Annotated in this window: 13 protein-coding genes; 6 read left to right on the top strand and 7 right to left on the bottom strand. The window is 74.0% G+C overall.

Features of this window, described 5'->3' with window-relative positions:
• Entirely contained in the window at positions 1 to 978 is a 978-nt protein-coding gene (locus tag ACIRD3_RS07705) for an aldo/keto reductase (protein ID WP_402212996.1), read from the top strand.
• Between the two features lie 60 nt (positions 979 to 1038).
• Here the strand turns inward: ACIRD3_RS07705 and ACIRD3_RS07700 are convergent, their stop codons facing one another.
• The 4 genes from ACIRD3_RS07700 to ACIRD3_RS07685 form a co-directional block, all read right to left on the bottom strand.
• Positions 1039 to 2070: a methyltransferase gene (locus tag ACIRD3_RS07700; protein WP_402212994.1), complete on the bottom strand. Its 1032-nt coding sequence runs from the start codon at positions 2068 to 2070 to the stop codon at positions 1039 to 1041.
• A gap of 78 nt (positions 2071 to 2148) precedes the next feature.
• A complete protein-coding gene (locus tag ACIRD3_RS07695) occupies positions 2149 to 2445 on the bottom strand; it encodes an antibiotic biosynthesis monooxygenase family protein (RefSeq protein ID WP_402212992.1) in 297 nt (98 codons plus the stop codon).
• Between the two features lie 64 nt (positions 2446 to 2509).
• Positions 2510 to 4138, bottom strand: coding sequence for an NAD(P)/FAD-dependent oxidoreductase (locus ACIRD3_RS07690; protein ID WP_402212991.1), 1629 nt, complete (start codon positions 4136 to 4138; stop codon positions 2510 to 2512).
• A gap of 71 nt (positions 4139 to 4209) precedes the next feature.
• Positions 4210 to 5850: an FAD-dependent oxidoreductase gene (locus tag ACIRD3_RS07685; RefSeq protein WP_402212989.1), complete on the bottom strand. Its 1641-nt coding sequence runs from the start codon at positions 5848 to 5850 to the stop codon at positions 4210 to 4212.
• A 212-nt stretch (positions 5851 to 6062) separates the two neighbouring features.
• Here ACIRD3_RS07685 and ACIRD3_RS07680 point away from each other — a divergent pair, with 212 nt between their 5' ends.
• The 4 genes from ACIRD3_RS07680 to ACIRD3_RS07665 all read left to right on the top strand — a co-directional run bounded on the left by ACIRD3_RS07680 (position 6063) and on the right by ACIRD3_RS07665 (position 10416).
• Positions 6063 to 7346, top strand: a complete 1284-nt coding sequence (locus ACIRD3_RS07680; RefSeq protein WP_402212988.1) for a beta-ketoacyl-[acyl-carrier-protein] synthase family protein — start codon at positions 6063 to 6065, stop codon at positions 7344 to 7346.
• Positions 7343 to 8647 carry a ketosynthase chain-length factor gene (locus tag ACIRD3_RS07675; protein ID WP_402212986.1) on the top strand — a complete coding sequence of 435 codons (1305 nt, stop codon included), beginning with the start codon at positions 7343 to 7345 and terminating at the stop codon, positions 8645 to 8647. Before ACIRD3_RS07680 ends, ACIRD3_RS07675 begins: the two co-directional genes overlap by 4 nt.
• Before the next feature lie 43 nt (positions 8648 to 8690).
• Positions 8691 to 8948, top strand: coding sequence for an acyl carrier protein (locus tag ACIRD3_RS07670; RefSeq protein WP_402212985.1), 258 nt, complete (start codon positions 8691 to 8693; stop codon positions 8946 to 8948).
• 154 nt (positions 8949 to 9102) lie between these two features.
• Positions 9103 to 10416, top strand: coding sequence for a cation:proton antiporter (locus ACIRD3_RS07665; protein WP_402212983.1), 1314 nt, complete (start codon positions 9103 to 9105; stop codon positions 10414 to 10416).
• 72 nt (positions 10417 to 10488) lie between these two features.
• Here the strand turns inward: ACIRD3_RS07665 and ACIRD3_RS07660 are convergent, their stop codons facing one another.
• The 3 genes from ACIRD3_RS07660 to ACIRD3_RS07650 all read right to left on the bottom strand — a co-directional run bounded on the left by ACIRD3_RS07660 (position 10489) and on the right by ACIRD3_RS07650 (position 13421).
• Positions 10489 to 10893 (bottom strand): PPOX class F420-dependent oxidoreductase, encoded by a 405-nt coding sequence (locus ACIRD3_RS07660; RefSeq protein ID WP_402212981.1) that lies wholly within the window; start codon positions 10891 to 10893, stop codon positions 10489 to 10491.
• 78 nt (positions 10894 to 10971) lie between these two features.
• Positions 10972 to 12357, bottom strand: coding sequence for an NDP-hexose 2,3-dehydratase family protein (locus ACIRD3_RS07655; protein WP_402213472.1), 1386 nt, complete (start codon positions 12355 to 12357; stop codon positions 10972 to 10974).
• The gene (locus tag ACIRD3_RS07650) at positions 12357 to 13421 is read right to left on the bottom strand and encodes a glucose-1-phosphate thymidylyltransferase (RefSeq protein WP_402212979.1); all 1065 of its coding nucleotides are present in this window, start codon (positions 13419 to 13421) and stop codon (positions 12357 to 12359) included. The genes ACIRD3_RS07655 and ACIRD3_RS07650 overlap by 1 nt, the downstream gene beginning before the upstream one ends.
• 289 nt (positions 13422 to 13710) lie before the next feature.
• Here ACIRD3_RS07650 and ACIRD3_RS07645 point away from each other — a divergent pair, with 289 nt between their 5' ends.
• Positions 13711 to 14703, top strand: a complete 993-nt coding sequence (locus tag ACIRD3_RS07645) for a Gfo/Idh/MocA family protein (protein WP_402212977.1) — start codon at positions 13711 to 13713, stop codon at positions 14701 to 14703.
• Positions 14704 to 14824: the final 121 nt, after the last annotated feature.

The raw sequence follows: 14824 nt of genomic DNA, 5'->3' as shown, positions 1-14824 counted from the left end.
GTGCGCACCACGCGCCTGGGCCGGACCGGGCCGGCCGTCTCCGCGATCGGCCTCGGCGGGCTCCCGCTCGCCGGCGCCTACGGCCCGGCGCAGGACCCGGCCGGGATCGTCGCCCACGCCCTCGACCTCGGGGTGACCCACTTCGACACCGCCGACTACTACGGCCGGGGGGTCGGCGAGGAGCTCCTCGGCCGGGCCCTCGGCGGTCGCCGTGACGGTGTCGTGCTCGCCACCAAGACCGGCATCATCCACCGCGACGGCGGCCCGCCCGGCCTCGACGGCAGCCCCGCGCACCTGCGCCGGGCCTGCGAGGCCTCGCTGCGCCGCCTGGGCGTGGACCGGATCGACCTCTACTACCTGGCCCGGATCGACCCGCGGGTGCCGGTGGAGGACTCGATGGGCGCGCTGGCGGAGCTGGTCGCGGCGGGCAAGGTCGGCCGGGTCGGCCTGTGCGAGGCCGCGCCCGCGACGCTGCGCCGGGCGCACGCCGTCCACCCGGTCAGCGCGCTGCAGACCGAGTACTCGCTCTGGGAACGGCACGTCGAGCCGGAGATCCTGCCCGTCTGCCGGGAGTTGGACGTCACCCTGGTCGCCTACCGGCCGCTCGGCTCCGGCCTGCTGGCCGGCCGGCGGACCGACCCGCGCACGCTGCCGCCGGGGGACTTCCGCCACCGCGACCCCCGGTTCGCCCCCGAGAACCTGGGCCGCAACCTGGAACTGGCCGGCGCCCTCACCGCGCTCGCCCGGCAGGCCGGCGCCGAACCGGCCGGACTCGCCCTCGCCTGGCTGCTCGCGCACGAGGGCGTGCTGCCGATCCCCGGCACCCTGGACCGGGCCCACCTGGCGGCCGACCTCGGAGCGGCGGAGCTGCGGCTGGACGAGGCCGTGGCGAAGGCCCTGGAGGAGCTGCTCCCGCCGGGCGGCCCGGCCGGCGAGCGCTACCCGCCGGGCCTGCTGGCCACCGTCGACCGGGGCTGAGCCGCTACGACGGAGGGGGTGACCCGCGGACCGCGGGTCACCCCCTCCGTCGTCGGTGGGTCAGGACGCGGGGACGGTGCTCTCGAAGCAGTGCAGGTACGGACCGATCTGCCGGACCGCGCCCAGCTCCAGCCCGGCCCGGGTGATCAGCGCGGACAGCCCGGCCCTGGTGTGCTTCCTGCCGCCCACGTTGAGCAGCAGCAGCAGGTCCATCGCGGTGGTGAACCGCAGCTCCGGGCTGCCGTCCACCAGGTTCTCGATCACCACGACCCGGGCGCCGGCCGGAGCCGCGGCCCGGACGTTGCGCAGGGTGGTGACGGTGCTCTCGTCGTCCCACTCCAGGATGTTCTTCAGGAGGTAGAAGTCGGCCTTCACCGGGATGCCGGCCCGGCAGTCGCCCGGCAGCAGGGTCGCGCGCTCCGCCAGGGCGCCGCCCGGGCGCAGCCGCTCGTCCGCGCCGGCGATCACGTCGGGCAGGTCGAGCAGAGTGCCCCGCAGGCCCGGGTGGCGCTCCAGCAGGGTGGCCAGGACCAGGCCCTGACCGCCCGCGATGTCGGCGAAGGTGGTGGCCCCGCCGAGGTCGAGCACCTCGGCCACGGTCTTGGCGGAGAGCCGGCTGGACTCGGTCATGGCGCGGTCGAAGACCTCGGCGGAGTCGGGCGCGTCCTCGTGCAGGTAGGTGAAGAACTCCTTCCCGAAGACGTCCTGGAAGACGCCCTTGCCGGTGCGCACCGCTTCGTCGAGCAGGCCCCACACCGCCCAGGTCCACGGCTCGGTGGCCCACAGGACCATGTGGCGCAGGCTGCGCGGGGCGTCGTCGCGCAGCAGCCGGGACGCGTCGGTGTGCGCGAAGCCGTCCGGCCCCTCGGTGAGCACGCCGTGGGCGACCAGCGCCCGCAGCAGCCGCAGCAGCGTGTCGGGTTCGGCGCCGACGGCGGCCGCGAGTTCCCCGGCGGTGGCGGGGTGGTCGCCGATCGCGTCCGCGACCCGCAGCCGGGCGGCCGCGCGGACGGTCGCCGCGTAGGCGCCGCTCATGGCCAGTTCGCGCAGTCGCATCACGGCGGTGAAGCCGGAGGCCTCGGTGTCGTTCATGTGCTGCCTCTTCCTCTCTCGGACACGGGCGTGGCGGCCGGGAAGGCATGGGCTCCCGGCCGCCACGGAACGGGGTGACTACTGGCCGGCGGGGAACGCGGGGATCTCCAGGCAGGGCTCGAACTCGGCGGTGGCGTGCTTCATCAGCAGGCCCACCCGGTCGCGGAACCCGGCGCCCTGGAGGGCGGCGGCGTGGGCCTCGCGGCTCTCCCAGGTGCCGGTCTCGATCAGGACGTTCTCGTCCTTGAGCGACTTGTACAGGGTGTGCGACACGAAGCCGGGCCGGCTCTTCATGTAGCCGGTGATCTCGCCCAGCAGCTTCTCGAACTCGGCCCGGTCGCCGGTGACGGTCAGCTTGTTGACGATGGTCAGCATGGTTCCTCCTGAAGGGGATCGGGACGGGTGGGTCGGGTGGGTCGGTCCGGGTCGGTCAGCCGGGTCAGTCGAGTTCCCGGTGGCCGATCGCGAGGTACTCCCGCAGTTCCTTGCCGGGGTGGTTGCGGGCCCATTCGCCGACCTCGCGCATCTTGGCCGGGGTCGGGTCGATGAAGCGGGTGGCGGGGTCGGTGAAGCCGAGGGCGGGGAGCATCCAGTCGGACTCCCGGATCCGCTTCTGCATCCGCTGCGCGGCCTCCTCGCTGCCGAGCGTGCCGGCCTCGACCTGCTCGCAGACCTCGACGAGTTCGCCGAACAGCTCGGCGTAGAAGTCGGTGGGGCACCACAGCCCCGGGTATCGGTCGTCGTCCAGGGCGCGGCAGTGGGAGTCGTCGCCGGTGGCGACGGTGCGGGCGATCGCGGTGGCCAGCCGGCGGCCGCCGAGGATGCTGGCGCTGCCCCAGAGCCGGAACACGCAGTCCCACAGCCGATGGTCGGCGAAGGCGATGAACGAGGAGTTGACCAGCTGGTCGTTGTAGTCGAGCAGCCCCTGCTCCAGCCGCTCGACGTACTCGAAGCGCTCGGGGGCGAAGTCGTCCTCGCGCAGCGCCTCCATCAGCCGCCAGGAGAGGGTGTTGATGATCTCGCAGGTGTTGGCCAGGCCGCGGGAGAACAGCGGGTCGAGGAAGCCGGCCGCGTGCGACATCAGGCACCAGCGGTCGCCGACGGTACGGCGGGAGGAGTACTGCATCCGCCCGGTGCGCACCCACTCGCGCACCGGCCGGGCGCCGGCCAGGTGCCGCTCCACCGCCGGGAAGCGCCGGACGTGCAGCCAGAACTCCTGCTCCGGGGTCAGGTCGGAGCGCTCCGGGTAGGTGCGCGGGTCGATCTGGATACCGACGCTGCACAGCTGGTTGGTGGCGTTCGCGTGGTTGTCGAAGGGGATGACCCACATCCAGCCGCGCTCGAAGATGTGGTGCATCGTCCCGTCGTTCCAGCGCTCCGGCGGGCGCTGCCCGGCCGGCACGTCGATGTGGTCGTCGTACGGCTGCACCCCGATGAAGTGGGTGAAGATCGACCGGGCCTGGTGCTTGAGCCGGGTCGGGACCTCGCGCAGGTCCTCCTGGTGGGCCAGCGGGGAGCGGAAGCCGCTCGCGTCCACCAGGTAGCGGCCCTCGTACACCGTGCCGTCGGCGCCGGTCACCGAGACGCCGTCCTTGCGCAGGTCCAGGCGCTCGACCCGGAAGTTCTGCCGTGCGTCGCAGCCGTAGCCGACGGCGGTGTGGAACATGTAGGCGTCGGTGTCCTGGCGGAAGTAGTGCGCGGCGTAGCCGATGACCTCGGGGATCCGCAGCTGGTTGCTCTGCGCCGGGTCCGGCTCCCGGCCGTCCTGGTGGATCTGGAAGCCGAAGTTGGTCTTCTGGCCGTGGGAGCTGCTGACGTGCTTGATGGTGTCCGGGAAGCTCGCGAGGTAGCCGATCTCCGGGACGTCGTAGCGCTGGGCGATCAGCCGCAGCAGCGCCAGGGTCTGGCCGATCGTCGACTCGCCGATGGCGAAGCGCGGGTGCTGGGCGCCGTCCAGCAGCAGGGTGCGGAACCCGTGCCGGGCGAGGATCGAGCCCAGCATGGTGCCGGACAGCCCGGTGCCGACGATGATCACGTCGTACGGTTCGGTGGGTTCGGCGGGTTTCACCGGCAACTCCATTCTCTCGTGGTCGGGTTCCTGGCGTTCGGGTCCGTGCGCGGGGCTCGGTCGGGCGGGGCTCAGTCGGGCGGGGTGAGGCCGGCCCGCGCGGCGGCCTCGGTGAGCGCGGACTCGTCCAGCAGCTCGCCGCGGGCGGCCACGTACGCGTCCGGCCGCACGAGGATCCAGCCGCCGGGGCGGCCGCCGAGGGCGGCCGGCAGCCCGGGGTCGAGCGGCAGCGGGGCCGGGTGGCCCTCGCCGCCGTCCCCCGCCGAGCAGCGGACGGTGCGGACGGACAGCCAGTCCTTGTGCCGGTCGGCCAGCGCGGCCGCCCGCTCGCCGGTGTGCGCGGCGCCCGGGCCGGAGAAGACCAGCAAGGTCCAGTTGAGGTCGCGCAGTTCGGCCAGCAGCGCCTGCCAGCCGGGCGTCGCGGACCGCGCCTCGTCCACCTGGGTGATCCGCTCGCCGGGCGCCGGGCCGGAGCGGGCGCCGGCGGAGGGCACGGTCAGCGGGCTCCGCCCGTAGTGCAGGTTGAGGCCGGAGATGCCGCCCAGGAAGCCCCGCTGCACCCGCGCCCGCAGCGGGTGGACGGTGCGCAGGACCCCGAAGAGCAGCGGGAGCAGCCGGTCGGCGACCGGGTTCTTCAGCTGGATCATCCGGGTGGCCCGCTTCGTGGTGGCGAGCAGGGCCTCGCCCACCGGCACCCGCTCCGCGGTGTAGCTGTCCAGCAGGCCGGCGGAGGCCTGGCCGTGGACCACCATGGCCAGCTTCCAGGCCAGGTTGTACGCCTCCTGGATGCCGGTGTTCATGCCCTGGCCGGAGGCCGGGCTGTGCACGTGGGCGGCGTCGCCGACCAGCAGGCAGCGCCCGACCCGCATCCGCCGGACCATGCGCTGCTGGAAGGTGAACACCGAGGTCCACCGGGGCGGGGCGACCCGGAACTCCGTGCCGGTGCCCGCCGAGAGCATCCGGGTCAGCCGCTCGGCGACGGTCACCGGGTCGGTGCTGCGGTCGCGCGGCGCGGTGTCCAGCATCCGCCAGCGGCCGGGCTCGGTGAGCGGCACCGCCATCAGGGTGACCCCGCCGGTGCGCACCCAGTAGATGCTGTCGGCCGGCAGCGCGGTCTCCACCTGGGCGTCGGCGAGCATCCAGGTCTCGGCGCTCTCGCCCTCCAGGGGGACGCCGAGCGTCTTGCGGACCAGGCTGTGCCCGCCGTCGCAGCCGAGCAGCCAGGGGGTGCCGATGAGCTCCTGCGCCCCGCCGGGCAGCTCCAGCCGGGCCCGGACGAAGCCGTCCTCCTCGGCCAGTTCGGCCAGCCGGGTGCCCCACTCCACCTCGACGCCGAGCCGGGCCAGGGCGCCGCGCAGCACCCGCTCGGTGTCGGCCTGGTCGACGGCGAGGGTGAACGGGAAGCGGGTCGGGGTGGCCGAGTAGTCGGCGTCCAGCCGGGTCATCCGCCGCCCCCGCTGGTACAGGGTGAAGGCGGTGATCCGGCGGCCGGCGGCCAGCATCTCGTCCACGATCCCCATGTGGTCGTAGACCTCCAGGGTGCGCGGGTGGGTGGCGATGGCGCGGCTGGTCGTGGGGGGTTCGTCCCGGGCGTCCACGATCCGCACCCGCAGCCCGCGGCGGGTCAGCTCGTGGGCCGCCGCCAGGCCGACCGGCCCCGCGCCCACCACGAGCAGCGGGACGTGCGGCCGGCTGGTCGGATCCGTCGTCATACGGCTCACTCCTCGGTGGGGTTCGCGGTCCGGCCGATGCTGGCGACGGCCGTTCGAGGGACGGACGAGAGCAGCTTGATCGCCGGCGGCGGGGAACGGACCCCGTCCCTCCTCCACCGCCGCTCGATCGCGGATTGAGCTCCGCCGACCATCGTCCGGGGACAGATCCGACGGCGACTCGGGGCGGTTCGCACCGGACGCGGGTCACTGCCATGAGGAGGTTGCCGGTGGACCGGCTCGTCGCGATTACCGGAATCGGCGTGGTGGCGCCGGGAGATCCAGGGACGAAGGCGTTCTGGGACCTCGTCGTCTCGGGCCGCACGGCGACCCGGACGATCTCCGGGTTCGACCCGTCGCCGTACCGTTCGAGGGTCGCCGCCCAGTGCGCCTTCGACCCGCTGCAGGCGGGCCTCGGGCTCCAGGAGGTGCGCCGGCTGGACCGCGCCGCGCAGCTCGCCGTGGTCGGCACCCGCGAGGCGGTGGCCGACAGCGGGCTCGAACTGGGCCAGGAGCGGCCCGAGCGGATCGCGGTCTGCCTCGGCAGCGCGGTCGGCTGCACCATGAGCCTGGAGGCCGAGTACGCGGTGGTCAGCGACAGCGGCCGCCGCTGGGAGGTGGACCACGCGTACGCGCTGCCGCACCTCCCGGACTACTTCGTGCCCAGTTCGCTGGCGGCCGAGGTGGCCTGGACCGCCGGGGCCGAGGGGCCGGTCAACATGGTGTCGGCGGGCTGCACCTCGGGCCTGGACGCGGTCGGCTACGCCTGCGACCTGATCCGGGAGGGCAGCGCGGACGTGGTGATCACCGGCGGGACGGACGCCCCGATCTCGCCGATCACGGTGGCCTGCTTCGACGCGATCAAGGCGACCTCGACCTACAACGACGACCCGGAGCACGCGATGCGGCCGTTCGACCGCACCCGCAACGGCTTCGTGCTCGCCGAGGGCGCGGCCGTCCTGGTCCTGGAGGAGGCCGAGCGGGCGCGCCTGCGCGGGGCCCGGATCTACGCGCTGATCTCCGGCTTCGCCGCCCGCAGCAACGCGTACCACATGACCGGGCTGCGGACCGACGGCCGGGAGATGGCCGCGGCGATCGAGGCGGCGCTGGCCGAGGCGAGGCTCGCGCCGGAGGCGATCGACTACGTCAACGCGCACGGCACCGGCACCCGGCAGAACGACCGGCACGAGACCAACGCGTTCAAGCGCGCCCTCGGCGACCACGCCTACCGGACCCCGGTCAGCTCGATCAAGTCGATGATCGGGCACTCGCTGGGCGCGATCGGCTCGATCGAGATCGCCGCCTGCGCGCTGGCGATCGAGCACTCGACCGTCCCGCCGACCGCCAACCTGACCGAGCCGGACCCGGAGCTGGACCTCGACTACGTCCCGCTGACCGCCCGCGAGCGCGAGCTCGACGCGGTGCTCACCGTGGGCAGCGGCTTCGGCGGCTTCCAGAGCGCCATGGTGCTCACCCGGCCCGGGGCGGTGCGGTCATGAGCGGAGCGGTCATCAGCGGGGGCGGTGCGGTCGCGAGCGGTTCCGTCACGAGCGGTTCCGTCACGAGCGGTTCCGTCGCGAGCGGACGGAGCGCGGTCGCCGTGGTCACCGGGCTGGGCATCGCGGCCCCCAACGGCCTGGGCACCGAGGAGTGTTGGCGCAGCACCCTGGCGGGCACCAGCGGGATCGGCCCGATCACCCGGTTCGACGCCTCCGGCTACCCGGTCCGTCTGGCCGGTGAGGTCCCCGGGTTCGAGGTGGCCGAGCACGTCCCGAGCCGGCTCGTCCCGCAGACCGACCGGATGACCCAGCTGGCGCTGGCCGCCGCCGGGTGGGCGCTCGCGGACGCCGGGGTGGACCCGCAGGAGTTCGACGACCTCGACATGGGCGTGGTGACCGCCAACTCCTCGGGCGGATTCGAGTTCGGCCAGCGGGAGTTGGAGAAGCTCTGGGCGCAGGGCCCGGAGTACGTCAGCGCCTACCAGTCGTTCGCCTGGTTCTACGCGGTCAACACCGGCCAGCTGTCGATCCGGCACGGCATGTGCGGGCCCAGCGGGGTCACCGTCGCGGAGCAGGCCGGCGGCCTGGACGCGCTCGGCCAGGCCCGGCGCCAGCTGGCCAAGGGCATCCGGCTGGTGCTGACCGGAGGCATGGACGCCTCGCTCTGCCCGTGGGGCCTGGTGGCCCAGCTGCCCTCCGGCAGGCTGAGCGAACACCCGGACCCGCGCCGGGCGTTCCTGCCCTTCGACACCGCGGCCGGCGGTCAGGTGCTGGGGGAGGGCGGCGCCATCCTGGTCATGGAGCCGGCCGCGTCCGCCCGCGAGCGCGGCGCCCCGCACCTCTACGGCGAGGTCGCCGGCTACTGCGCGACCTTCGACCCGCGGCCCGGGTCGGGCCGGCCGTCCCGGCTGCCCGGGGCGATGCGCGGCGCGCTGGACTCGGCCGGACTGACCGCGGACGAGGTGGACGTGGTGTTCGCGGACGCCTCCGGGGTGCCCGAGCTGGACCGCGCCGAGGCCGAGGCGATCACCGCCCTGTTCGGCCCCCGCGGGGTGCCGGTGACCGCGCCGAAGACCATGTTCGGCCGGCTCAGCTCCGGCGGCGCACCGGTCGACGTCGCGCTGGCCCTGCTGGCGCTGCGGGACGGGGTGATCCCGCCCTCGGTCAACGTCACCGCGCCGGTCGAGGAGTACCGCCTGGACCTGGTCACCGAGGCCCGTCCGGCCCGGCTGCGCACCGCCCTGGTGGTCGCGCGCGGCGCCGGGGGGTTCAACACCGCGCTGGTCGTCCGCGCGATCTGACGACACGTCAGCACAAGGAAGCCCGACGAGAGGAATCACCACCGTGAGCGAGTTCACCATCGACGACCTCAAGCGGATCATGCGCGACTGCGCCGGGGAGGAGGAGTCCGTCGACCTGGACGGCGAGATCCTGGACGCCCGGTTCGAGGAGCTCGGGTACGACTCCCTGGCCCTCATCGAGACCACCAGCCGGATCGCCCGCGAGTTCGGCGTCCGACTCCCCGAGGAGGAGCTGGGCGAGGTCGGCACGGTGCGGGACCTGCTGGTGCTGGTCAACGAGCGGCTCTCCGTGCGCTCCTGACCCGTCCGCCCCTGCCCCCTTTGCCACCGTCCGCTCCGCCATCGTCCGCGCCCGTACGGACAACCCCGGGGGGCCGGTGGCCGGCATCCGCCGGCCGCCGGCCCCCCGGCGCTCCACCGCGTCCCCAACCCTCCTACCCAGCAAGGGAGTCACCGTGCCACTGGCCGCCGGACCGGTCGCCCCGCTCGCCGCCCACGACCTGATGGTCTTCCTCCTCCAAGTCGGCCTGCTGCTCGGGCTCGCCGTCCTGCTCGGACGCCTCTTCAGCCGGCTCGGGCTCTCCGCCGTCGTCGGCGAACTGTTCGTCGGCGTGCTGCTCGGGCCGTCCCTGCTCGGACACCTGGCCCCCGGCTTCGCCGAGTGGCTGCTGCCGCACGACCCGGCCAGGTTCCACCTGCTGGACGCCTTCGGGCAGGTCGGCGTCGTCCTCATGGTCGGCGTGACCGGCCTGCAGATGGACCTCGGACTCGTCCGACGGCGCGGGGCCACCGCGGTCCGGGTGAGCGTCCCCGGCATCCTCGTCCCGCTCGGTCTGGGCGTCGGGCTGGCCTACCTGTTGCCCGGTACGCTGCTCGGCACCGTCTCCGACCGGGGGACCTTCGCCCTGTTCGTCGGCGTCGCCATGGGCGTCAGCGCGATCCCGGTGATCGCCAAGACCCTGATCGAACTGGGCCTGCTGCACCGCAACATCGGCCAGCTGATCCTCTGCGCCGTCACCGTCGACGACATCGTCGGCTGGCTGCTGCTCTCGGTCGTCTCGGCGATGGCCACCGTCGGCGTGTCCGGCGGGCGGATCCTGCAGTCGGTGGCCGACCTGGCGGTCGTCGTGGTGCTCGCCCTCCTGCTGCGCCGCGGCGCCACGGCGGCCGGGCCCCGGCTCGCGGCCGGCCCGTCCGCCCCGGCAGTGCTGGTCGGATCGCTGCTGCTGGCCGCGGCCGGCACCCAGGCGCTCGGCCTGGAGGCCGTCTTCGGTGCCTTCCTGTGCGGGCTCGCGCTGAGCGGCACCCCGCTGGCCGATCCGGCGAAGCTCGCCCCGGTGCGGACCGTCGTGGTCTCGGTGCTCGCGCCGGTGTTCTTCGCGACCGCCGGCCTGCGGATGGACCTGACCGCGCTCGGCCGGCCCACCGTACTGGCCGCCGGTCTGGCGGTGCTCGCGGTCGCGGTCGCCGGCAAGTTCGGCGGCGCCTACCTGGGCTCGCGGCTCAGCCGGATGAGCCACTGGGAGGGCCTCGCGCTCGGCGCCGGGATGAACGCCCGGGGCGTGATCGAGGTGGTGGTCGCCATGGTCGGGCTCAAGCTCGGGGTGCTGAGCCAGGAGATGTACACCGTGGTCATCCTGGTCGCCATCGTCACCTCGCTGATGGCGCCGCCGCTGCTGCGCCGGTTCATGGCGCGGATCGAGGAGACGGCCGAGGAGCGGCTGCGCGAGCAGGCGCTCACCCCGGAGGCGGTCGCCGCCCACCTCTGAGGGCGGGACCGGCACGGGCCGGGCCCGGCCCCGTCGCGAGGACGGGGCCGGGCCCGGTGGTCCCGCCGGCGCTCAGCCGACGTCGCGGCTGTTGGTGCCCTCCTGCCAGGAGGCGTCCACGCCCCAGGCGATCACCCGCTCCGGGGTGATCCGGATCAACTCCTCGGCGAGGCCCGGGTTGTGGGCCCGGCCGCCGGTGGCGAGGGCGGCCGCCGTGCCGCGGATCTCGATCCCGCGCGCCACCCAGGGATCCGTACCGGGGACGTCGTCGACGACGAAGGACACCGCGGGGTGCTTCGCCACGTCCCGGTACTTGCGGCTGCGGCCGAGCTCGCGGCCGGTGATGTCGATGGTGCCGTCGTCGTTCAGCCGGAACCCGACCGGGACGTTGTGCGGGCGCCCGTCGGGGCCGACCGTGGCCAGCCGGCCGATGCGCTGGGACCGCAGGTAGGCGGTCTCCTTCTCGGTGAACGGCACGGGGTTCTCCTCCTCGTCAGTCGTGGGCGGTGCGGGGCGGTGCGGTGCGGTGCGGGGCGTTCAGGGATGCACGAGGGCTCAGAGCGTCGCCAGCAGGGCGGCGATGAGCGTGCGCGCCTGCACGTTGAGGTACCCGTCGTAGCGCAGCAGTGTCATCGCCTGGTGGACGCTCATCCAGGCGAAGTCCTCCGGCACGTCCAGCGGGAAGTCCTCCGGCACCTCGACGATCCGGTACCGCGAGCGGGCCTCGAAGAAACGGCCGCCCTCCTCGGACAGCACGGTGTTGTACCGCACCAGGCTGCCGGTGGTGGTCAACGCCTCCTCCAGGAAGCGCGGTTGGCGCTCCGGCGGCAGGCCGGCGTAGTTGTCCGGGCAGCACTGCACGGTCGGCGCGATCTCCGCGACGTCGGCCAGTCCGGCCTCCACCCGGGCGTGCGCGAGCAGGTGCAGCACCCCCTCGATCGGGCGGACCAGGAAGGCGGTGACGCCGAGCCCGATCGGCTCGAACAGCGGCTGGGTCCAGCTGGCCACCTCGCGGTTGGCGGCGGTCACCGAGGCGGCGATCACCTGGAAGTAGCGCCCCTGCTCGTGCCGGATCACCTCGGCGGTCCGCTGCCAGCGCTCGACCCGGTCCAACGGCCGGTAGCTCTGGGCGAGTTCGCTGGTCGCCCGGATCCGGGTGAGCCAGCTGAGCACGTCGGTCAGCGACTGGTAGGCGCCCTGGTCCTCGACCCGGGGGCCGAGCGGGATGGAGGAGAGCACCGTCCGGGCGTCCATGTTGACCACGTCGTCGAAGCCCATCAGCCGGTGGATCTGGCCCAGGGTGAGCCACCGGAACTCGGGAGCCTCGGGCGGCTCCTCGTCGATCTCCACCACGATGTTCCGGTTGCGCTTGCGCAGGAACCACGCGCCCTGCTCGGACTGCAGGGAGTCCAGCAGCACCCGCCCGCCGGTGGGCGGCACGAAGTGCTCCAGGAAGGTGATCGGCCGGCCCCGGTGCACCCCGGTGTAGTTGCTGCGGGTGGCCTGCACGGTGGGGGACAGCTGCACCGAGTTGATGTTCCCAGGCTCCATCTTGGCCTGCATCAGGAAGTGCAGGACGCCGTCGAACTCCTTGGCGACGAAGCCGAGGATGCCGATCTCCGGCTGGTTGATGATGGGCTGCATCCACCGGGCGGTGTCGGTCCGGATGTCGAGCCCCTGGACGGTGAAGAACCGCCCGCTCTGGTGCCCGAGGTCGCCGGTGGCGCCGAAGCCCCAGCCGGTCAGCTCGGCGAACGGGATGCGGGTGACCTCGTGGCGGAAGATCCGGCGGTTCTCCTCCAGCCAGGCGAGGATCGCGCGGTTGGGCGTCACCGGGCTGTCGGTGGCGGCCGCGGAGCGGGTGAAGCGCCGGATCAGCTCGGTGCGGTCGGCGACGTCGGAGCCGTGCCGCAGCCCGGCGGCGGTGGGCGGAGTGAGGATCACCGGGCCACCCGCACTCTGGCGAGGTCGCCGACGATCAACTGCTGGCGGGCGGCGGCCGGTTCGGCGTGCAGCTCGGCGCGGCGGCCGATCAGTGAGCCGTCCAGGCCGCGCACCCCGGTGATCGAGGTGCCCTCCAGGACGATGGAGTTCTCGATGCCGGTGGCCTCCAGGACGCAGTTCGGGCCGACCGAGGTGTACGGGCCGAGCCGGCAGTCCCGCACGACGGTGCCGGCCGCCACGGTGACCGGCCCGGTCAGCCGGGAGCGGACCACCTCGGCGCCCTCCGCCAGCACCACGTCGCCGGTGAGCACCGAGTGCCGGTCGACGCCGCCGCGGACGTCGCGGCGCAGCGTGTCGAGAACCGCGCGGTTGCAGTCCAGCAGCCCCTCGACGGTGCCGCTGTCGCGCCAGAACCCGGAGTACTCCAGCGCCCGGACGTCACCACCGGTGGCGATCAGCTCCCCGATGGCGTCGGTGATCTCCAGCTCGCCGCGGCGGCTGGGGCGGATGTCGCGGACGGCCCGGTGGATCGCCGGGGTGAAGAAGTAGACGCCGATCAGCGCCAGGTCGCTCGGCGGCTGCTCCGGCTTCTCCACCACGGCGTCCACCCGGCCGTCCGCACCGAGCGAGGCGACCCCGTACGCGGACGGGTTCGCCACCTTGGTGACCAGCACCTGGGCGTCCGGCCGCTCGGCCCGGAACGCCTCGGCGGCCTCGGCCACCCCCTCGGTCAGGAGGTTGTCGCCGAGGTACATCAGGAAGTCCTCGTCGCCGAGGAAGTCCGCCGCGACCGAGACGCAGTGCGCCAGGCCGAGCGGCCGCTCCTGGTGGAGGTAGCTGAGCCGCAGGCCCAGCGCAGAGCCGTCGCCGAACACGGCGGCGACCTGCTCGGCGTGCGGGCCGACGATGACGCCGACCTCCTCGATCCCGCAGTCGCGGATGTTCTCCAGGCAGTGTCCGAGCACGGGCTTGTTCCCCACCGGGACAAGCTGTTTCGGTATCGAGTACGTGAGCGGGCGCAGGCGGGTGCCTGTCCCTCCGGACAACAACAGAGCCCTCACGGTCGCCTTCTCCTCACCGCCGCGGCACCGGAGGCCGGGCAGGCTCCGGAGCGGTCTCGCCCCGGCCGGACAGAAAGCATGGGTCCGCTGCGGTGTGCTCCCGCGCGGCGGGCCGGACCCGCCGCCGGGAGCGCACACCGGCCCCAGGCGGGACGATGCTTGGGTCTGGCGTTCGAGGGCCGTTCAAGCCGTCCGGTCCGCGCGGAGGTGCCCGGGCTGGACGGCGCCTCCAGCGGGCGCCGCCAGGCTGGCCGCGGCACACCGACCCGGTCGACCAGCGGAGGCGACGATGGACCAGACCCCACCCCGGACGCCCGTCCTGAGGATGGGCGTGCTCGGCTGCTCCGACATCGCGCGGCGCCGGGCGCTGCCCGCGCTCGCCGCCGACCCCGCGGTGGAGGTGGTCGCGGTGGCCAGCCGGGACGGCGCCAAGGCCCGCCGCTTCGCCGAGCAGTTCGGCTGCGAGGCCGTCACCGGCTACCGCGACCTGGTGGCACGCACCGATGTCGACGCGCTCTACCTCCCGGTGCCGGCCGCGCTGCACGCGACCTGGGCCGAGGAGGCGCTGCGGGCCGGCAAGCACGTGCTCTGCGAGAAGCCGCTGACCGACGACGCGTCGGCCACCCGCCGGCTGGTCGGACTCGCCGCGGCCCGCGGGCTGGTGCTGCTGGAGAATTTCATGTTCCAGTTCCACGCCCAGCACCGGGCCGTCCGGGACCTGCTCGACCAGGGCGCGATCGGCGAACTGCGGGGTGTGCGGGCGGTGTTCACCATCCCGGCGCTGCACCCCGACGACATCCGCTACCGGCCCGAGCTCGGCGGCGGCTGCCTGCTCGACGTCGGCGGCTACCCGATCCGCACCGCCCAGCTCCTCCTCGGCCCCGGGCTGCGGGTGGCCGGTGCGACGGCCCTGCGCGACCCGGGCTGCGGCGTGGACGTGGCCGGCACCGCCCTGCTGGTCTCCGCCGAGGGCGTGAGCGCCCAGCTCACCTACGGGATGGCGCACGGCTACCGCTCGGCCTACGAGCTGGCCGGCAGCGAGGGGCGGATCGTCCTGGAGCGGGCGTACACCCCGCCGGCCGACCACCTGCCGCTGCTCCGGGTGGAGAGCAAGGGCGGCGCCGAGGAGCTCGCGCTGCCCGCCGACGACCAGTGGGCCGGGCTGGTGCGGGCCTTCACCGGGGCCGTGGGCCGCGTGCGGAACCTGGACCACTACACCGCGCTGACCCTCGACCAGGCGCGCATCGTCGAGGAGATCCGGACGGCCGCCGGCCTCCGGTGACCTCCGGGCCGGGAACCCCGGGCCGGGAAACACCGGAGCGGGTGCCTCCAACGCGCTTCGACCGACCGTCCGCACCATCGACCGCGAACGGGCCCCGCGAGGCGGGCGAGCCCGCGGCCGT

This window comes from Kitasatospora sp. NPDC093550 (assembly GCF_044764985.1).
GTDB lineage: Bacteria > Actinomycetota > Actinomycetes > Streptomycetales > Streptomycetaceae > Kitasatospora.
This window is presented reverse-complemented; position numbering and strand designations above follow the sequence as displayed.